The sequence below is a fragment of the Streptomyces sp. NPDC057010 genome (genome assembly GCF_042673805.1).
Lineage (GTDB): Bacteria > Actinomycetota > Actinomycetes > Streptomycetales > Streptomycetaceae > Streptomyces.
On the sequence record NZ_JBHUSC010000083.1, the window covers coordinates 1 to 18,268 of the forward strand.

At 72.0% G+C, this 18,268-nt stretch carries 17 protein-coding genes; 14 read left to right on the plus strand and 3 right to left on the minus strand.

The features are described from left to right. Nucleotides 1-100 precede the first annotated feature (100 nt). Nucleotides 101-751, minus strand: a complete 651-nt coding sequence (locus ACFTXQ_RS34745) for an NAD(P)-dependent oxidoreductase (RefSeq protein WP_382649103.1) — start codon at nucleotides 749-751, stop codon at nucleotides 101-103. An 81-nt stretch (nucleotides 752-832) separates the two neighbouring features. On the opposite strand from ACFTXQ_RS34745, the gene ACFTXQ_RS34750 reads away from it, so the two are divergent. Continuing rightward, nucleotides 833-1,453: a TetR/AcrR family transcriptional regulator gene (locus ACFTXQ_RS34750; protein ID WP_382649105.1), complete on the plus strand. Its 621-nt coding sequence runs from the start codon at nucleotides 833-835 to the stop codon at nucleotides 1,451-1,453. Here ACFTXQ_RS34750 and ACFTXQ_RS34755 read toward each other — a convergent pair. After that, a complete protein-coding gene (locus ACFTXQ_RS34755; protein ID WP_382649108.1) occupies nucleotides 1,443-2,324 on the minus strand; it encodes a carbohydrate kinase in 882 nt (293 codons plus the stop codon). The genes ACFTXQ_RS34750 and ACFTXQ_RS34755 overlap by 11 nt on opposite strands. Nucleotides 2,325-2,408: 84 nt before the next feature. On the opposite strand from ACFTXQ_RS34755, the gene ACFTXQ_RS34760 reads away from it, so the two are divergent. Continuing rightward, the gene (locus ACFTXQ_RS34760) at nucleotides 2,409-2,840 is read left to right on the plus strand and encodes a Rieske (2Fe-2S) protein (protein WP_382649111.1); all 432 of its coding nucleotides are present in this window, start codon (nucleotides 2,409-2,411) and stop codon (nucleotides 2,838-2,840) included. Nucleotides 2,841-2,856: 16 nt separating this feature from the next. Here the strand turns inward: ACFTXQ_RS34760 and ACFTXQ_RS34765 are convergent, their stop codons facing one another. Continuing rightward, nucleotides 2,857-3,816, minus strand: coding sequence for a hypothetical protein (locus tag ACFTXQ_RS34765; protein WP_382649114.1), 960 nt, complete (start codon nucleotides 3,814-3,816; stop codon nucleotides 2,857-2,859). Between the two features lie 228 nt (nucleotides 3,817-4,044). Here ACFTXQ_RS34765 and ACFTXQ_RS34770 point away from each other — a divergent pair, with 228 nt between their 5' ends. The 12 genes from ACFTXQ_RS34770 to ACFTXQ_RS34825 all read left to right on the plus strand — a co-directional run bounded on the left by ACFTXQ_RS34770 (nucleotide 4,045) and on the right by ACFTXQ_RS34825 (nucleotide 18,221). Continuing rightward, entirely contained in the window at nucleotides 4,045-4,671 is a 627-nt protein-coding gene (locus tag ACFTXQ_RS34770) for a papain-like cysteine protease family protein (protein ID WP_382649117.1), read from the plus strand. A 5-nt stretch (nucleotides 4,672-4,676) separates the two neighbouring features. Further along, nucleotides 4,677-5,444 carry a hypothetical protein gene (locus ACFTXQ_RS34775; protein WP_382649140.1) on the plus strand — a complete coding sequence of 256 codons (768 nt, stop codon included), beginning with the start codon at nucleotides 4,677-4,679 and terminating at the stop codon, nucleotides 5,442-5,444. A gap of 308 nt (nucleotides 5,445-5,752) precedes the next feature. Beyond that, entirely contained in the window at nucleotides 5,753-7,774 is a 2,022-nt protein-coding gene (gene uvrC, locus ACFTXQ_RS34780) for an excinuclease ABC subunit UvrC (RefSeq protein WP_382649120.1), read from the plus strand. Then, nucleotides 7,771-8,718, plus strand: coding sequence for an RNase adapter RapZ (gene rapZ / locus ACFTXQ_RS34785; protein ID WP_382649123.1), 948 nt, complete (start codon nucleotides 7,771-7,773; stop codon nucleotides 8,716-8,718). The genes uvrC and rapZ overlap by 4 nt, the downstream gene beginning before the upstream one ends. After that, nucleotides 8,715-9,770 (plus strand): uridine diphosphate-N-acetylglucosamine-binding protein YvcK, encoded by a 1,056-nt coding sequence (gene yvcK / locus ACFTXQ_RS34790; RefSeq protein ID WP_382649126.1) that lies wholly within the window; start codon nucleotides 8,715-8,717, stop codon nucleotides 9,768-9,770. Before rapZ ends, yvcK begins: the two co-directional genes overlap by 4 nt. Then, the gene (gene whiA / locus ACFTXQ_RS34795) at nucleotides 9,761-10,756 is read left to right on the plus strand and encodes a DNA-binding protein WhiA (RefSeq protein ID WP_030009075.1); all 996 of its coding nucleotides are present in this window, start codon (nucleotides 9,761-9,763) and stop codon (nucleotides 10,754-10,756) included. Before yvcK ends, whiA begins: the two co-directional genes overlap by 10 nt. A 241-nt stretch (nucleotides 10,757-10,997) precedes the next feature. Then, the gene (locus ACFTXQ_RS34800) at nucleotides 10,998-13,967 is read left to right on the plus strand and encodes a M14 family zinc carboxypeptidase (RefSeq protein WP_382649129.1); all 2,970 of its coding nucleotides are present in this window, start codon (nucleotides 10,998-11,000) and stop codon (nucleotides 13,965-13,967) included. Nucleotides 13,968-14,177: 210 nt separating this feature from the next. Beyond that, nucleotides 14,178-15,182, plus strand: a complete 1,005-nt coding sequence (gene gap / locus ACFTXQ_RS34805) for a type I glyceraldehyde-3-phosphate dehydrogenase (RefSeq protein ID WP_382649131.1) — start codon at nucleotides 14,178-14,180, stop codon at nucleotides 15,180-15,182. 145 nt (nucleotides 15,183-15,327) lie between these two features. After that, a complete protein-coding gene (locus ACFTXQ_RS34810) occupies nucleotides 15,328-16,539 on the plus strand; it encodes a phosphoglycerate kinase (RefSeq protein WP_382649134.1) in 1,212 nt (403 codons plus the stop codon). A 6-nt stretch (nucleotides 16,540-16,545) separates the two neighbouring features. Then, the gene (tpiA, locus tag ACFTXQ_RS34815; RefSeq protein ID WP_382649137.1) at nucleotides 16,546-17,334 is read left to right on the plus strand and encodes a triose-phosphate isomerase; all 789 of its coding nucleotides are present in this window, start codon (nucleotides 16,546-16,548) and stop codon (nucleotides 17,332-17,334) included. A gap of 141 nt (nucleotides 17,335-17,475) precedes the next feature. Continuing rightward, nucleotides 17,476-17,706, plus strand: coding sequence for a preprotein translocase subunit SecG (gene secG / locus ACFTXQ_RS34820; protein WP_374778246.1), 231 nt, complete (start codon nucleotides 17,476-17,478; stop codon nucleotides 17,704-17,706). Nucleotides 17,707-17,885: 179 nt separating this feature from the next. Further along, complete coding sequence (locus ACFTXQ_RS34825; protein WP_007263454.1) at nucleotides 17,886-18,221, plus strand: RNA polymerase-binding protein RbpA; 336 nt, start codon at nucleotides 17,886-17,888, stop codon at nucleotides 18,219-18,221. The last annotated feature ends 47 nt before the right edge of the window (nucleotides 18,222-18,268 follow it).

The following is an 18,268-nucleotide window of genomic DNA, read 5'->3' on the forward strand; positions in this document are numbered from 1 at the left end:
CCGGCGGGGCGGGAGATCGCCTCACCCGCCGCCGGGGCTGAGGGGCGCCGGGAGCGCCGGCGGGGCTGGGGACAGCGCCGCCGGCGCTCCCGGCGTTGGGTTATGAGGCCACGCCCACCACGTGGCGGGACGTGGTGGGGTCGGTGAGGGTGGTCAGGAGGGCGTCGGCGACGTCGGCGCGGGGGATGACCCGGGCCCGGGGGACGTTGGCGTCGAGGGCGCGGCGGTAGGTGCCGGTGCGGGGGCGGTTCAGGAGGCGGGGCGGGCGGATCACCGTCCACTCGGCGCGGCTGGCGCCGATGGCGGCCTCCATGACCGCCAGGTCCGCGTACAGGTCCCGCAGGGCACGCCGCAGCAGCGGGAGGAAGACGGCCCGCGTGAAGACGCCGTCGCTCGGGACGTCCGGGCCGACCGGGGCCGCGCTGACCGCCGACAGGCGGGTCACGCCCGCCCGGTCCATCGCCGCGAGGATGGCCCGTACGGCGGGGCCCGTGACCGGCGCGGCCTTCGCCTGCTTGTTGCTCGCCGCGCCGAGGGCCGAGATCACCGCGGTCCGTCCCGCCAGGACGGGCACCAGCGCCTCCTCGTCCGTGAGGTCCGCGACGACGGCCACCTCCAGCCGCTCATGGGCGGGCACGTCCAGCCGGGCCGGATCGCGGACCACGGCCGTCACCTCGTGGCCCGCGGCCAGTGCCTGCCTGACGACCTCGTGGCCGACGCCGCCCGTGGCTCCGAACACCGTGAGTTTCATTTCCGGCTCCCGGTCAGTAGGGATGGAGAGACAAGGGGTGGGTGAGTGCTCACTCACCCCTGTTTCCTATAGGGTGAGTGAGTGCTCACTCCAAAGTCAAGCCGTCCCACTCCAGAGCGGATCCTCGACGCCGCCGAGACCCTGATGCGCACCACCGGGCTGGCCGCCGCCACCACCAAGGCCATCGCCCGCGAGGCCGGCTGCTCGGAGGCCGCGCTCTACAAGTACTTCGCGAACAAGGAAGAGCTGTTCGTGCGGGTGCTGATGGAGCGCACGCCCAACGCCGGCCCGCTCATGGCCGCACTGGACGCCCGGCCGGGGGAGGAAGGGGCCGAGGAGGAACTCGGCGAGGAGGGGCTCATCGGCATCGCCCGGCACGCCGCGCTCTTCTACGCCGACGCCATGCCCATGGCCGCCTCGCTCTTCGCCGACCCCGTCCTCCTCACCCGCCACCGCGAAGGCGTGCAGAAGATCGGCTCCGGGCCGCACGTGATCCTGGACGCGCTGGCCGGGCGGCTGCGCCGGGAGGCCGACGCCGGCCGGCTGCGCCCGGGCGCCGACCCCGAGGCCGCCGCGGCGCTCCTGCTCGGCGCCTGCTTCCAGCGGGCCTTCTTCCTGCACTTCTCCGGCGAGGAGGTGGTCCGGCCGGTGGCGGAGTTCGCCCCCGCCGTGGGCAGGACCGTATGGGCCGCTATCGGGTGAGGTCCGCCGCGTACGGGGGCTCCGCGCCCGCCCGCGTGCAGGTCAGGGCCGCCGCGTGCGCCGCGTAGGCCAGGACGTCGGGCCAGTCCGGCGGCCGGCCGGCCGCGCCCGCGAGCCGGTGCAGCAGGGCGGCGTTGACGGTGTCGCCCGCCCCGATGGTGTCCGCCACGGCGACCCGGCGGCCCGGGACGGAGTGCTCCGCGCCCTCCCGCGTCCAGACGGTCAGCCCCGCCGCGCCCCGGGTCAGCACCACCGCCGACGGCCCCGCCGCCAGCCAGTCGGAGACCCGGCCGCCGAGCCAGGCGGCGTCCTCCTCCGACAGCTTGAGGACGGAGGTGTACGGAAGCAGCCGCTCCAGGAACCGGGCGCGGTACGCCGCCGGGTCGGCGATCAGCGCCGGCCGGATGTTGGGGTCCAGCAGGGTCAGCAGCCCGCGCCGCGACTCCCGGCGCAGCAGGGCCTCGTACGCGCTCGCGCCCGGCTCCAGGACCAGCGAGCACGTGCCGAGCGCGAGGGCGCGTACGGAGTCGGGGAGGGTGGGCGGCAGCGTGAACAGGCGGTCCGCGGTGCCCTCGACGTAGAAGCCGTACGAGGCCGAGCCGTCCGGGGCCAGGGAGGGCACGGCGAGGGTGGTCGGCTCCGGCCCGCGCTGCACCAGGGACAGGTCCACCCCGGCCGCCCGCAGCCCGGCGAGCAGGCTCTCGCCGAAGCCGTCCGCCGACACCCTTGAGCAGAAGGCCACTTCGGCGCCGAGCCGCCCGAGGGCGAGCGCGGTGTTGTACGGGCCGCCGCCCGGCCGGGGCAGCAGCGCCCCCGGCGGCCGCTCCACGGGCACCAGGTCGATGAGGGCTTCTCCGCCGACGACGATCACGCGGGGGAAGCTACCCCATCGGCCGAAGGTATCGTCGGGTGGGCCGTGCCCCACCCGTCACCCGTGTCACCCCAGGAGAGTTCCATGTCCGCGTCGCCGTCCTCCGCCCGCCGTACCGTCCTCAAGGGCGCCGCCGCGCTCGCGGGTGCAGCGGGCGCCGGTCTGACGCTGGCGGCCTGTTCCCCCGAGGGCAACAGCGGCGCCGGCTCCCCGGCGGTCCCGAAGGAGCCGGTGGAGCTGGGGGCCGCCGCCGAGGTCCCGGTCGGCGGCTCGAAGCTGTACCGGGAGAAGAAGCTGATCGTCAGCTGCCCGGCGGAGGGCCAGTACAAGGCCTTCAGCGCCCAGTGCACGCACGCCGGCTGCGTCCTGGACAAGATCGAGAACGGCGAGGGCAACTGCCCCTGCCACGGCAGCCGGTTCGACGCGGCCACCGGCAAGGTGCTGCGCGGCCCGGCCGCCGAGCCGCTGCCCGCCGTCCCGGTCAAGGCGGAGAACGGCAGGCTCATCGCCGGCTGAGCCCCGCCGGGCCCGGCTACTCCCAGTCCCAGGCGATCCCGAGGATCCCGCGGCGCACCGCCTGCTCCAGCAGGTGCACCGACCGGTGCCGGCCGCTGGGCGTCAGGTCCGCGAGGCCGGTGCGCGGGGCCTCGGGCCCGGTGCGGGCGAAGCGGCGGCAGCGCACCGGCAGGGCCGCCTCGTCGAAGCGGACCTGGAGCATGTACTGGCCGCCCGCGTAGCTGAAGCCGCGCACGTACTCGCCGCTGCGCCCGCCGGTGCCGTCCGCTATGCCGTAGCCGAAGACGTACGTGTCCCCGCGCCGCAGCCGGGCGTCGAAGAGCAGCTCCGCGACCACCACGCCGGCCTCCGGGTGGTGCCGGACCCGGCCGGTGCGGCAGTTCTCGTACGCCGTCACCTCCATCCGGGACGTGTCGCAGCCCGGATCGCCGTGGTGGATGGCGAGGTAGCGGTCGACGCCGTCGCGGTGCGCCCGGACGATCTGCTGTGACGCGCGGGTCCGCAGCTCGCCGCCGGGCCCGATGCGGACGCGCTCGTGGTGGCACAGCGAGTGCAGTCCGCCGTCGGGCGGGAGCTCCATCCCCTCCAGTAACTCCTCGACCGCCGCGCCCACGCTGATGAGGGCCCGGTACGGGCGGGCGGCGGGGCGGGCGGGGACCCGGGCGGGTTCCGGGGTGCGCAGGAGGCGGACGAGGGCGCCGTCCGGCAGCTCCAGGATCTGCTCCAGCGCGGTGACGGCCCGCAGGGACTCGGCGTGGCGCGGCCGCCGGGCACCCTGCTGCCAGTAACTGAGGCTGGTGACACCGACCTTGATGCCGCGTGCCGCGAGCCGGTGCTGCACGCGGTGCAGGGGCAGTCCGCGCGCGGCGAGGGCGGCGCGCAGGGCCAGGTGGAAGGGGCCGCCGCGCAGCAGCCGGCTGAGTTCGGGCGCACTCGCCGCGCCGGACGCGCCTGCCGTGTCCCCGGTCGGCCGCATGGCGACTCCCTTGTGAACGTTCACGCGCGACGGCGCGGGGGAGCGCGCCGGTGGTACCGGGGGACCAGGTGACACGGCAGTAACCGTTCACACCACAGCCCCACCGTTCACACTGCAATGTCACCGCGTATTGAAGCGTGTTGACCTGATCGCGACAACTCCCCGATGCTCCTCCACAGCGTCCGGACGCGCTCCTCCACCCCCACATCCCCACATGGGAGGAACGCGATGCGCAACCGAAAGCGGCGGCCCCGCCTGGCCGCCATCCTCACCGCCCTGCTCCTCGCCCTGCCACTCGGCGCCGGCACCGCCACGGCCGCCGCCGGCACCGACACGACCGCCACGACCGCTGCCGGCACCGACAGCGCCGCCCTCGCCAACAAACGGCTGAACATCACCATGCAGGCACAGCAGAAGACCAACTGGTGCTGGGCCGCCGGCGGCAACACCATCGCCACCTGGTTCGGCCGCAACTACAGCCAGAACCAGTTCTGCAACGCCGCCTTCAACCGCCAGCAGGGCTACGACTGCCCCAACAACCAGGCCACCCTCGGCAACGTCCAGACCGGCCTGCGCTGGGCGGGCATCAACTCCGGGTCGTACGTGACCGGCTGGCTCCAGTACTCCACCGTGCAGACCGAGATCAACGCCAACCGGCCGATCGAGACCCGGATCCAGTGGTCCAACGGCGGCGGCCACATGCACGTGATCTACGGCTACGACACCGCCAACAGCTGGGTCTACTGGGGCGACCCTTGGCCCTCCAGCGACCGCTACAACTGGGCCTCGCACGCCTGGTACGTGGACAACAGCACCTTCTCCTGGACCCACTCCCTCTACCGGATCGGGGCGTGAGCGCCATGACCCTGCGTGCCACCGCCGCCGCCGCGGTACTCGCGGCCACCGCCCTCCTCGGGCTCGCCCCGCAGGCCTCGGCGACCCCCGTACCGCAGCCGCAGGCCGCCACCGCCGAGAACAAGGCCGCCGCCGCCCAGGCGGCCGCCGCGCCGGACACCCTGGCCACGCTGTCCCGCTTCTTCGCCCGCGAGGGCAAGGTGTCGGTGACCGCCGCGCAGCCCCGCATCGAGGGCGACGCGATACCCGTCAACTACCTCTCCCCGGACTTCGTGGCGGGCAAGGCGGGCGCGTCCGTGGCCCGCCTGGAGTTCCTCGCCAGCAAGGCGGTCTCCTCCGACGGGCAGCAGGCCGCGCTGTGGACGGCGCGGACCGAGGCGGGGTGGCAGGTGGTGAACATCGCCACCGGCGACGACGAGTTCCGCTACGCGCAGCTGGGGGCGGCGAAGCTGCCGGGCGGCACGGTGTTCCGGGAGCCGCAGATCGACGCGTGGTACGTGGCCGGGGGCGGTCGGGTGCTGCCGCTGGACGAGGACGCGGTGCGGGCCGTGGGGGCCGGGGGGACGAGCCTGGCCGGCTACCGGGGCCGGGTGGCCAAGGCGTACGGGGACAAGCTTCCCGGCTCCGCCTACGCCGAGGGCGGCATGGCGGGTGGGTTCGCGGAACCCTCCGCTGCCGGGGGCGGTGCGCCGCTGGTGGGCGGGGTCGCGGTCGGGGCGCTGGCGCTCGGGGCCCTGGCCCTGCGCCGTCGGCGGGCCGCAGCCGGGGCGTAGCCCCCGCCCCCCGCAGGGGCCGGCCCGCCCGGGGCTGGTCCCTGCGGGGCTCTTCCCCACCCCGCCCCTTCCCGAACCGGGGCTCCGCCCCGGACCCCGCTCCTCAAACGCCGGAGGGGCTGGATTTGCCCCTGCCGCCCGCCAAGTGCGGGTGGATCGCCGGGGGCAAAAGCCAGCCTCGCCGGCGTTTGAGGCGCGGGGGCTCGGGGGCGGAGCCCCCGCCACGGCGCCGCGGGGGCGGACCCGGCGGAGCCCTCGGCAGGGGAGCGATACGGGTGGTTGTCGGTCCGCGCAAGTAGGGTGATGGCATGGCCGACCCTTCCAGTTACCGCCCCAAGCCGGGGCAGATCCCCGACTCGCCGGGGGTCTACAGATTCCGCGACGAGCACCGCCGGGTGATCTACGTCGGGAAGGCCAAGAGCCTGCGCCAACGCCTGGCCAGCTACTTCCAGGACGTCGCCGGGCTGCACCCGCGGACCGCCACCATGGTGACCACCGCCGCCTCCGTCGAGTGGACCGTCGTGTCCACCGAAGTCGAGGCGCTGCAGCTGGAGTACTCCTGGATCAAGGAGTACGACCCCCGGTTCAACGTCAAGTACCGGGACGACAAGAGCTACCCCTCCCTCGCCGTGACCATGAACGAGGAGTACCCGCGGGTCCAGGTCATGCGCGGGCCCAAGAAGAAGGGCGTGCGCTACTTCGGCCCGTACGGGCACGCCTGGGCCATCCGCGAGACCGTCGACCTGATGCTCCGGGTGTTCCCGGTGCGGACCTGCTCCGCCGGCGTGTTCAGGCGTTCCGCGCAGATCGGCCGGCCCTGCCTGCTCGGCTACATCGGCAAGTGCTCCGCCCCCTGCGTCGGCCGCGTCACCCCCGAGGAGCACCGCGAACTCGCCGAGGACTTCTGCGACTTCATGGCGGGGCGGACCGGCACCTACCTCTCCCGCCTCGAGAAGCAGATGCACGAGGCCGCCGAGGAGATGGAGTACGAGAAGGCCGCCCGGCTGCGCGACGACATAGGGGCGCTGCGCCGCGCCATGGAGAAGAACGCGGTCGTGCTCGCCGACGCCACCGACGCCGACCTGATCGCCGTCGCCGAGGACGAGCTCGAAGCCGCCGTGCAGATCTTCCACGTCCGCGGCGGGCGGGTGCGCGGCCAGCGCGGCTGGGTCACCGACAAGGTCGAGGCCGTCGACACCGCCGGACTCGTCGAGCACGCCCTCCAGCAGCTCTACGGGGAGGAGAGCGGGGAGAGCGTGCCCAAGGAGGTGCTGGTGCCGGCGCTGCCCGAGGACACGCCGGCGCTCGGCGAGTGGCTCGCCGCGCGGCGCGGATCCCAGGTCAGCCTGCGCATCCCGCAGCGCGGGGACAAGAAGGCGCTGATGGAGACCGTCCACCGCAACGCCCAGCAGTCCCTCGCCCTGCACAAGACCAAGCGCGCCAGCGACCTCACCACCCGCTCCCGGGCCCTGGAGGAGATCGCCGAGGCGCTGGAGCTGGACAGCGCCCCGCTGCGCATCGAGTGCTTCGACATCTCGCACCTCCAGGGGGACGACGTGGTCGCCTCGATGGTGGTGTTCGAGGACGGGCTGGCGCGCAAGAGCGAGTACCGCCGCTTCCAGATCAAGTCCTTCGAGGGGCAGGACGACGTCCGCTCCATGCACGAGGTGGTGTCGCGGCGCTTCCGCCGCTACCTCCAGGAGAAGGTCAAGACGGGGGAGTGGTCCCCCGAGGACGCCGAGGGCGACCGGGACGGGGACACGCCCGAGGACGACGGGCGGGCCAAGCGCTTCGCGTACCCGCCGCAGCTCGTCGTCGTCGACGGCGGGCAGCCGCAGGTGGCCGCCGCCAAGCGGGCCCTGGAGGAGCTCGGCGTCGACGACGTGGCCGTGTGCGGGCTGGCCAAGCGGCTGGAGGAGGTCTGGCTGCCCGGCGAGGACGACCCCGTGGTGCTGCCCCGCACCAGCGAGGGGCTGTACCTGCTCCAGCGGGTGCGTGACGAAGCCCACCGGTTCGCCATCCAGTACCAGCGCAACAAGCGGGGCAAGCGCCTGAAGTCCGGCCCGCTCGACGAGGTCCCCGGCCTCGGCGAGAGCCGCAGGCTGGCCCTGGTCAAGCACTTCGGTTCGGTGAAGAAGCTGAGACAGGCGACAATCGACCAGATCTGCGAGGTCCCGGGCATAGGCCGCAAGACGGCCGAGACCGTGGCCGCGGCCCTCGCCCGGGCGGTCCCCGCCGGCCCTGCCGTCAACACGGCCACAGGAGAGATCATTGAGGATGAGACCCCCGCGTCCGCGGGAACGTCGTCCGAACGGGGGACCGAGCAATGACCGAGCACGAGACCGCGCACGACCGAGACGGAGCACAGGTGAGTACGGGCACGACAGTGGAGCCCGGCGAGGCCGCCGAGGCGGCCATCCCCGAGCTGGTGATCATCTCCGGGATGTCCGGGGCCGGCCGCAGCACGGCGGCCAAGTGTCTGGAGGACCTCGGCTGGTTCGTCGTCGACAACCTCCCGCCGGCGCTGATCCCCACCATGGTGGAGCTCGGCGCCCGCTCCCAGGGCAACGTGGCCCGCATCGCCGTCGTCGTCGACGTCCGTGGCCGCCAGTTCTTCGACGCCCTGCGCGAGTCCCTCGCCGACCTCGACAGCCGCAGCGTCACCCGCCGCATCGTCTTCCTGGAGTCCTCCGACGACGCGCTGGTCCGCCGCTTCGAGTCGGTCCGCCGCCCCCATCCCCTCCAGGGCGAGGGGCGCATCACCGACGGCATCGCCGCCGAGCGCGACCTGCTCCGCGAGCTGCGCGGCGACGCCGACCTGGTCATCGACACCTCCAGCCTGAACGTGCACGAACTGCGCGCCAAGATGGACGCCCAGTTCGCCGGCGACGAGGAGCCCGAGCTCCGCGCGACCGTCATGTCCTTCGGGTACAAGTACGGCCTCCCCGTCGACGCCGACCTCGTCGTCGACTGCCGCTTCATCCCCAACCCTCACTGGGTCCCGGAACTGCGCCCCTTCACCGGGCTCAACCCGGAGGTCTCGGGCTACGTCTTCAGCCAGCCCGGCGCCAAGGAGTTCCTCGACCGCTACACCGAGCTGCTCCAGCTCATCGCCACCGGCTACCGCCGCGAGGGCAAGCGCTACGTGACCATCGCGGTCGGGTGCACGGGCGGCAAGCACCGCAGCGTGGCCATGTCCGAGAAGCTCGCCGCCCGCCTCGCCTCCGAGGGAGTCGAGACCGTCGTAGTCCACCGGGACATGGGGCGCGAGTGACCGGACGGACCCCGCGGCTGAGCCGCCTGCGCCGCCTCACCCCGGGACGGGGCGAGGACGGCGCGGGACGCTCCGGCCGCCGGCGCGGCGCCACCCCCAAGGTGGTCGCCCTCGGAGGCGGACAGGGGCTGTCCGCCTCCCTCGCCGCACTGCGCCGCATCACCGGTGACCTCACCGCCGTGGTCACCGTCGCCGACGACGGCGGCTCCAGCGGCCGGCTCCGCGAGGAGCTCGGCGTGCTGCCGCCCGGCGACCTGCGCAAGGCGCTGGCCGCGCTGTGCGGTGACGACGACTGGGGCCAGACCTGGGCGCGGGTCATCCAGCACCGCTTCCAGTCCCGCGGCGACCTCCACGAGCACGCCGTCGGCAATCTGCTGATCGTCGCGCTGTGGGAGCAGCTCGGAGACCCCGTCCAGGCCCTCGACCTGGTGGGCAGGCTGCTCGGCGCACAGGGCCGCGTCCTGCCGATGTCGGCCGTGCCGCTGGAGCTCCAGGCCCTGGTCAAGGGGCACGATCCGGCCCGCCCCGAGGACGTGGACACCGTCCGCGGGCAGGCCACGGTGGCCCTCACCCCGGGCGAGGTGCTCTCCGTACAGGTCGTGCCGGGCGACCCGCCGGCCGTGCCCGAGGCCGTCGCGGCGGTGCTCGACGCCGACTGGGTGGTGCTCGGCCCCGGGTCCTGGTTCTCCTCCGTGATTCCGCACCTGCTGGTTCCGGAACTGCTCGACGCGCTGGTCGAGACGAAGGCCCGCAGGGTCCTCTCGTTGAACCTCGCGCCGCAGCCCGGCGAAACAGAGGGCTTCTCTCCGCAGCGTCATTTGGAGGTTTTGGCCCGACACGCCCCTAAACTCGCCCTGGACGTGGTGCTGGCCGACCAGGCCGCCGTGCCCGACCGCGAGTCCCTCGCCGATGCCGCAAAACGGTTCGGTGCCGCGGTCGAGCTGGCGCCGGTCGCCAGGCAGGACGGCTCCCCGAAACATGATCCGGAGCTGCTCGCCGCCGCGTACGACCGTATTTTTCGGATGCATGGAAGGATCGGCCCATGGCGATGACGCCAGCGGTGAAGGACGAGATCTCCCGCCTGCCCGTCACCCGGACCTGCTGCAGGAAGGCGGAGGTCTCGGCGATCCTTCGGTTCGCGGGCGGGCTGCACCTGGTCAGCGGACGGATCGTCATCGAGGCGGAGCTCGACACGGGGATCGCCGCCCGCCGCCTGCGCAAGGACATCCTGGAGATCTTCGGGCACTCCTCGGACCTGGTGGTGATGGCCCCCGGCGGGCTCCGCCGCGGCAGCCGCTACGTGGTCCGGGTGGTGGCCGGCGGTGACCAGCTGGCCCGCCAGACGGGCCTCGTGGACGGCCGCGGACGCCCGATCCGGGGTCTCCCGCCGCAGGTGGTCTCCGGGGCCACCTGTGATGCCGAGGCGGCCTGGCGCGGCGCCTTCCTGGCCCACGGCTCGCTCACCGAGCCGGGACGGTCCTCCTCCCTGGAGGTCACCTGTCCCGGCCCGGAAGCCGCTCTGGCCCTGGTGGGCGCCGCCCGCAGGCTCTCCATCGCCGCCAAGGCGCGCGAGGTGCGCGGGGTGGACCGGGTCGTGGTCCGCGACGGCGACGCGATCGGCGCCCTGCTGACCCGGCTCGGCGCGCACGAGTCGGTGCTGGCCTGGGAGGAGCGGCGGATGCGGCGCGAGGTGCGCGCGACCGCCAACCGGCTCGCCAACTTCGACGACGCCAATCTGCGCCGCTCGGCGCGTGCCGCGGTGGCGGCCGGGGCGCGGGTGCAACGTGCGCTGGAGATCCTCGGCGAGGAGGTCCCCGAGCACCTCGCCGCGGCCGGCCGGCTGCGCATGGAGCACAAGCAGGCCTCGCTGGAGGAGCTGGGTGCGCTCGCCGACCCGCCGCTGACCAAGGACGCGGTCGCGGGGCGGATCCGCCGCCTGCTGGCGATGGCCGACAAGCGGGCGCAGGACCTCGGCATCCCGGGCACGGAGTCCAATCTGGACCTCAGCGAGGAGATGGCCGACAACATGGCCGGTTAGCCGGTTGCCGGTTTGGGGGCGGGTGCGGGTGGTGCCGCTGCGCGGTGCCGCTCCCCGCCCCGCCCTTTCTCCGTTCCCCGGGGCTGCGCCCCGGACCCCCCTCCTGGGGCTCCGCCCCCAGACCCCCGCGCCTCGAACGCCGGCGGGGCCGGAACGGGGTACGCCCCATTGACACGGGCGTCAGTCGATCGTGAGCCTGACCCCCGAACGCTTTCGTGGCAGACGACGCCCAGGGGGGCACATGAGGCAACGCGCGAGAACGATCCTCGCCGCAAGCGCACTCGTCTTCGGAACCACACTCGCCGCACTACCCGCCGCGGCGCACGCCCAGCCCGGATCCGGCCCCGCAGCCGGCGGCGCCCCCGGCGCCGACGAGGTGCGGGTCTACGACGCCGACATCACCCGGGAGCAGGTCCCGCTCGTCCTCGCCGCCGGGCAGGACGCCCACGAGCTCACCGAACGCGCCCCGGAGACGGGCACCGCGAAGGTCGAGCTCTTCCTCACCGGCGGCCAGGCCGCGCAGCTCGCCACCCAGGGCGTCAAGCTCGCCGAACGCAGGCTCCCGGCCACGGCCCGCGCCAAGGCCGCCGGCGACGGGGTGTTCCGCCCGTACAGCGGCAAGGGCGGCCTCCAGGAGGAGATCCTCGCCACGGCCCAGGCCAACCCGGCCCTCACCAAGGTCGTCTCCATCGGCAAGACCGTCCAGGGCAAGGACATCCTCGCCCTCAAGGTCAGCAAGGACGCCAAGAAGACCAAGGACGGCGCCAAGCCCTCCGTGCTCTACATGTCCAACCAGCACGCCCGTGAGTGGATCACCCCCGAGATGACCCGGCGGCTGATGCACCACACCATCGACAACTACGGCAAGGACCCGCGGATCACCGGCCTGGTGGACTCCACGGAGCTGTGGTTCCTGCTCTCCGCCAACCCGGACGGGTACGACTACACGCACGCGCCCGACGGCGAGCGGCTGTGGCGCAAGAACATGCGCGACAACAACGGCGACGGCAAGATCACCCCCGGGGACGGGGTCGACCTCAACCGGAACTTCGCCTTCAAGTGGGGCTACGACAACGAGGGCTCCTCGCCGAACCAGGCCAGCGAGACCTACCGTGGCCCCAAAGCCTCCTCCGAACCCGAGACCGTCGCCCTCGACGCCTTCGAGAAGCGCATCGGCTTCGAATACGCCGTCAACTACCACTCCGCCGCCGAGCTCCTGCTCTACGGCGTGGGCTGGCAGGTGGCCACCCCCACCCCCGACGACGTCGCCTACAAGACGCTCGCCGGCACCCCGGAGAACTCCGCCGTCCCCGGCTACTACCCGCAGGTCTCCTCCGAGCTCTACACCACCAACGGCGAGGCCGACGGCCACGCCTCCAACGTCAACGGCATCATGATGTTCACGCCGGAGATGACCACCTGCCAGACGGCCTCCGCGATCGACCCCAACGACCGCTGGAAGCCCGAGGACTGCGCCTCCGGCTTCAACTTCCCGGACGACGAGAAGCTCATCCAGGCCGAGTTCGCCAAGAACATCCCCTTCGCGCTCACGGTCGGCGAGAGCGCCGCGCACCCGGACCGGCCGGCCTCCGCCGTGGGCCTGAGCGCCGCGGACTTCACCCCGGACCCCTTCACCACCTCCTACGCGGCCCGCGGCGAGGACCAGACGGTCTCCGTCACGGCACGCAAGGCGCTGAAGGACAAGGAGCTCAACTTCCGCATCAACGGCGGCCGTACGCACGACGAGGAGCTCAAGGCCTGGAAGGGCGGCGAGGTCTACGGCGGCGACGACAACAACTGGTTCGACGAGTACCGGGCCAAGGTGGACGGCACGAAGCCCGGCGACAAGGTCGAGGTCTGGTTCACCGGCCGCGACCGCTCCTCCGGCAAGCAGGTCTCCAGCGAGCACTTCACCTACACCGTGGCCGACCGGCCCCGCGCGGACGTGCTGGTGATCGCCGAGGAGGGCGCCAAGGCCCAGCACGCCCAGGCCTACGTCGACGCCCTGCGCGCCAACGGCAGGTCCGCCGCCGTCTGGGACGTCGCCACCCAGGGCGCCCCGCACCACCTCGGAGTGCTCTCCCACTTCCGTACGGCCGTCCACTACACCGGCGCCAAGACCCCCGGCGGCGACACCCAGCTCGCCGTGCGGGACTTCCTGAACGAGGGCGGCAAGCTGATCGAGGCCGGTGAGCTGGCGGGCGGCAACGCGCAGGTCGGCCGCGCCGTGACCGACGACTTCAGCCAGTACTACCTGGGCGCCTACGGCCGTACCAGCGTCAGCGGGGCCACCGGGTTCACCGGCACCGGCGCCCTGAACGGGGTCAAGGGCGGCCTCGGCGACGCGGCGGGCAACCCGCTCAACGCCCCCGGCTCCTACACCGTGACCTCCGAGACCCTGGCCCCCGCGCAGTTCCCGCAGTTCAAGAGCGCGCAGGCCGGCCAGTTCGCCGGGGTCGTGAACCCGTACGCCCCCTACGCCGGCACCGGCATGGCCTCGGCCCTCCACACCGACGACGACTGGAAGCGGCTCACCCGCACCCTCGACCTCACCCAGGTCAACGCCGCGGACAAGCCGCAGCTCAAGCTCGCCCTCAACTGGAACACCGAGCCGGGATACGACCACGCGGCCCTGGAGGCCCGTACGGCCGGAGGGGACGACTGGACCACCCTGCCGGACGCGGGCGGCCTGAGCAGCGCGACCGTTCCGGAGGAGTGCGGGGCCGGCTTCTTCGTCAACGGTCACCCCTTCCTGCGCCGCTACCTCACCGTGGAGGGCGGGGGCTGCACCCCGAAGGGCACCAGCGGGGCGTGGAACAGCTTCACCGGCTCCTCCGGCGGCTGGAAGCAGGTCTCCTTCGACCTGAGCGCCTACGCCGGCAAGCAGGTCGAGGTCTCGCTCTCCTACATCACGGACCCCGGCTCCGGCGGCCGCGGGGTCTTCGCGGACGACGCGCGCCTGTCGGTGGGCGGAGTGGACCAGACCACTGAGGGCTTCGAGAGCTCCCTCGGGACCTGGACCGCGCAGGGTGCGCCTGCCGGAAGCCCCGATGTTCCGGGCGATTGGTCCCGGTCCGGGGAGCTGTTCAAGTCCTACGCGGCCGTCACTACGCGTGACACCGTTCTCCTCGGCTTCGGCCTGGAGCACCTGCCGGCCGCCGCGGACCGCGCCGTACTCGTGGGTAAGGCACTTCGCACGCTGAACCGCTGACCAGCACCCCCGTACCGCCCTCACCCTGAGTGACGAGGACCTAAGTCCCCGGGGTCCCGTTCCGGACCGTTCGGAACGGCTCCCCGGGGCGTGTCAGGTTCTCGACGATGTCACTCAAAAGCTCACGGAGAGGTAGGGTCGTAAGCGGTCGGGGACATCCCATACAGCTCGCCGGCGCTCTTACCGGCGCACCAACGAGGAGATCGGTTCGTGACGATCCGCGTAGGCATCAATGGTTTTGGCCGAATTGGCCGTAACTACTTCCGGGCGCTCCTTGAGCAGGGAGCGGACATCGAAGTCGTCGGTGTCAACGACCTGACTGACAACGCCACCCTGGTGCACCTGCTCAAGTACGACACCATTCTGGGTCGCCTCAAGGCCGAGGTCTCCCACACCGACGACACCATCACCGTCGGCGGCAACACCTTCAAGACCTTCGCCGAGCGCGACCCCGCGAACCTGCCCTGGGGCGAGCTGGGCGCCGACATCGTCATCGAGTCGACCGGCATCTTCACGAAGAAGGAAGACGCCGCCAAGCACATCGCCGCCGGCGCGAAGAAGGTCCTCATCTCGGCCCCGGCCAAGAACGAAGACATCACCATCGTGATGGGCGTCAACCACGACAAGTACGACGCGGCCAACCACCACGTCATCTCCAACGCCTCCTGCACCACCAACTGCGTGGCGCCGATGGCCAAGGTCCTCCTCGAGAACTTCGGCATCGTCAAGGGCATGATGACCACGGTCCACGCCTACACGAACGACCAGCGCATCCTCGACTTCCCGCACTCGGACCTGCGCCGCGCCCGCGCCGCCGCCGAGAACATCATCCCGACGACCACCGGTGCCGCGAAGGCCACCGCCCTGGTCATCCCGGAGCTGGCGGGCAAGCTCGACGGCATCGCGATGCGCGTCCCGGTCCCCACCGGTTCCGTCACCGACCTGGTCATCGAGCTGGAGCGCGAGGTGACCAAGGACGAGGTCAACGCCGCCTTCCAGAAGGCCGCCGAGGGCCAGCTGAAGGGCTACCTCGACTACACCGAGGACGCGATCGTCTCCTCCGACATCGTGAACTGGCCGGCCTCCTGCACCTTCGACTCCTCCCTGACCATGGTCCAGGGCAAGAGCGTCAAGGTCGTCGGCTGGTACGACAACGAGTGGGGCTACTCCAACCGCCTCGTCGACCTCACCAAGTTCGTCGGCGGCAAGCTCTAAGGACGTAGGGCAAGGCACCAGCACGATGTGAGCACAGGGTCCGTGACGGCGCGATGGTGCGCCGCACGGGCCCTGTCGCTTGTCTCGTACCCTCTTCTCGCCCGGTGGGTCCTACGTCCCGCAGGGGAACAAGGAGTAGAAACACATGAAGACGATCGACGAACTTCTCGCCGAGGGCGTGGCCGGCAAGCGGGTCTTCGTCCGCGCCGACCTCAACGTGCCGCTGGCGAACGGCGAGATCTCCGACGACGGCCGCATCCGCGCCGTCCAGCCCACGATCGCGAAGCTCGCCGAAGCCGGCGCCCGCGTCATCGTGGCCTCGCACCTGGGCCGCCCCAAGGGCGCTCCGGACCCGGCCTTCTCGCTGGCCCCCGCCGCCAAGCGCCTCGGCGAACTGCTCGGCGCGGACGTCGCGTTCGCCACCGACACCGTCGGCGACTCCGCCAAGGCGACCGTCGCCGCCCTCGCCGACGGCCAGGTCGCCGTCATCGAGAACCTGCGCTTCAACGCCGGTGAGACCGCCAAGGACGACGCCGAGCGCGGCGCCTTCGCGGACCGGCTCGCGGAGCTCGCCGACGTCTACGTCGGCGACGGCTTCGGCGCCGTCCACCGCAAGCACGCCTCGGTCTTCGACCTCCCCGCGCGCCTCCCGCACGCGGCCGGCTACCTCATCGCCACCGAGGTCGGCGTCCTGAAGAAGCTGACCGACGAGGTCAAGCGCCCGTACGTCGTGGTCCTCGGCGGCGCCAAGGTCTCCGACAAGCTCGCCGTCATCGACGAGCTCCTCGGCAAGGCCGACCGCATCCTCATCGGCGGCGGCATGGCCTACACCTTCCTCAAGGCCCTCGGCCACGAGGTCGGCATCTCCCTCCTCCAGGAGGACCAGATCCCGAAGGTCACGGAGTACATGGAGCGCGCGAAGGAGACCGGCGTCGAGCTGGTGCTCCCGGTCGACGTCCTGGTCTCCAAGGACTTCCCCGACCTCAAGGGCAAGACCCCGGCGGACTTCGAGATCGTCGGCGTCGACGGGATCCCGGCGGACAAGGAAGGCCTGGACATCGGGCCCAAGACGCGCGAGCTGTACGCGTCGAAGATCGCCGATGCCGAGACCGTCTTCTGGAACGGTCCCGTGGGTGTCTTCGAGCACCCCGACTACGCCGGTGGCACCACCGCCATCGCGCAGGCCCTCGTCGACAGCAAGGCCTTCACCGTCGTCGGCGGCGGCGACTCGGCCGCGGCCGTGCGCACGCTCGGCTTCGACGAGAATGCTTTCGGCCACATTTCCACCGGTGGCGGCGCCTCCCTCGAATACCTCGAGGGCAAGACGCTCCCCGGTCTCGCCGCCCTGGAGGGCTGACCCGTAATGACCGCTGTCGAAAACGGCCGCACCCCGCTGATGGCGGGCAACTGGAAGATGAACCTCAACCACCTCGAGGCCATCGCCCACGTACAGAAGCTCGCCTTCGCGCTGGGCGAGAAGGACTACGACGCCGTCGAGGTCGCGGTCCTGCCGCCCTTCGTCGACCTGCGCTCGGTCCAGACCCTGGTCGACGGCGACAAGCTGAAGATCAAGTACGGCGCCCAGGACATCTCGGCGCACGACTCCGGTGCCTACACCGGTGAGATCTCCGGCCCGATGCTGTCGAAGCTGAAGTGCACGTTCGTGGCCGTCGGCCACAGCGAGCGCCGCCAGTACCACGGCGAGAACGACGAGCTCTGCAACGCCAAGGTCAAGGCCGCCTTCAAGCACGGGATCACCCCGATCCTGTGCGTCGGCGAGGGCCTGGACATCCGCAAGGCCGGCCAGCAGGTCCAGTACACGCTGACCCAGCTCGACGGCGGCCTCAAGGACGTCCCGGCCGAGCAGGTCGAGTCCATCGTGATCGCGTACGAGCCCGTCTGGGCCATCGGGACCGGCGAGGTCGCCACCCCCGAGGACGCCCAGGAGGTCTGCGGGGCGATCCGCGGCCGCCTCGCGGAGCTGTACACGCAGGAGCTGGCCGACAAGGTCCGCATCCAGTACGGCGGCTCGGTGAAGTCCGGCAACATCGCGGCGATCATGGCGCAGCCCGACGTCGACGGCGCCCTGATCGGCGGCGCGGCCCTGGACGCTGACGAGTTCGTCAAGATCGTCCGCTTCCGCGACCAGTAGGCACCGCAGTGAGTATGCGGTAGGGCGGATCCGTCGTACCCTTGCGGGGGCCGGAGGCTGGACACCAGCCGCCGGCCCCCGCGCACATCCCAGCGCAGCCGAAAAGCCTGGAAAGCCAGAAAGTAGGAATCAGCCGTGATTATGGGGTTCTCGATCGCCCTGATCGTCTTCAGCGCCCTGCTGATGCTGCTCGTGCTGATGCACAAGGGCAAGGGCGGCGGCCTTTCCGACATGTTCGGCGGCGGCATGCAGTCGTCGGTCGGCGGTTCCTCCGTCGCCGAGCGCAACCTGGACCGCATCACCGTCGTGGTCGGTCTGCTCTGGTTCGCGTGCATCCTGGCGCTCGGCCTGCTGATGAAGTCGAGCAGCTGACCGTTCTCGCCAATCCGGCAGTCCGGTGGGCAACGCCCGGCCTATCATGAGGTCCGTCGTCCAAGACTGGAATCAGTAACTCCGGTCACTGGACGTGCGTTGGGCCTTACGTAGACTTGGGCGCCCGCGGCGGAAATCCACTCACGCTCCGCGGCACCATCACGCAGGGAGTTACGACCGTGGCAAGTGGCAACGCGATCCGTGGTAGCCGGGTCGGAGCGGGGCCGATGGGTGAGGCCGAGCGCGGCGAGTCCGCGCCCCGCCTGCGCATCTCCTTCTGGTGCTCGAACGGGCACGAGACGCAGCCGAGCTTCGCCAGCGACGCGCAGGTGCCGGACACCTGGGACTGCCCGCGCTGCGGGTTCCCGGCCGGCCAGGACCGGGACAACCCGCCCGCGCCGCCGCGTACGGAGCCTTACAAGACGCACCTGGCGTACGTACGGGAGCGCCGTACGGACGCCGACGGCGAGGCGATCCTCGCCGAGGCACTCGCCAAACTCCGCGGCGAGATCTGAGTGATGACCGGAGGCCCGGTCGCACAGGAGTCCTCTCCTGTGCGACC

Bases quoted from the DNA above. Each gene is read 5' to 3' on its own strand.
- whiA (WP_030009075.1), top strand. From the start codon at position 9,761: ATGGCGATGACGCCAGCGGTGAAGGACGAGATCTCCCGCCTGCCCGTC.
- ACFTXQ_RS34775 (WP_382649140.1), top strand. From the start codon at position 4,677: ATGACCCTGCGTGCCACCGCCGCCGCCGCGGTACTCGCGGCCACCGCC.
- secG (WP_374778246.1), top strand. From the start codon at position 17,476: ATGGGGTTCTCGATCGCCCTGATCGTCTTCAGCGCCCTGCTGATGCTG.
- ACFTXQ_RS34765 (WP_382649114.1), bottom strand. From the start codon at position 3,816: ATGCGGCCGACCGGGGACACGGCAGGCGCGTCCGGCGCGGCGAGTGCG.
- ACFTXQ_RS34760 (WP_382649111.1), top strand. From the start codon at position 2,409: ATGTCCGCGTCGCCGTCCTCCGCCCGCCGTACCGTCCTCAAGGGCGCC.
- rapZ (WP_382649123.1), top strand. From the start codon at position 7,771: ATGACCGAGCACGAGACCGCGCACGACCGAGACGGAGCACAGGTGAGT.
- uvrC (WP_382649120.1), top strand. From the start codon at position 5,753: ATGGCCGACCCTTCCAGTTACCGCCCCAAGCCGGGGCAGATCCCCGAC.
- ACFTXQ_RS34745 (WP_382649103.1), bottom strand. From the start codon at position 751: ATGAAACTCACGGTGTTCGGAGCCACGGGCGGCGTCGGCCACGAGGTC.
- ACFTXQ_RS34800 (WP_382649129.1), top strand. From the start codon at position 10,998: ATGAGGCAACGCGCGAGAACGATCCTCGCCGCAAGCGCACTCGTCTTC.
- ACFTXQ_RS34770 (WP_382649117.1), top strand. From the start codon at position 4,045: ATGCGCAACCGAAAGCGGCGGCCCCGCCTGGCCGCCATCCTCACCGCC.
- tpiA (WP_382649137.1), top strand. From the start codon at position 16,546: ATGACCGCTGTCGAAAACGGCCGCACCCCGCTGATGGCGGGCAACTGG.
- ACFTXQ_RS34810 (WP_382649134.1), top strand. From the start codon at position 15,328: ATGAAGACGATCGACGAACTTCTCGCCGAGGGCGTGGCCGGCAAGCGG.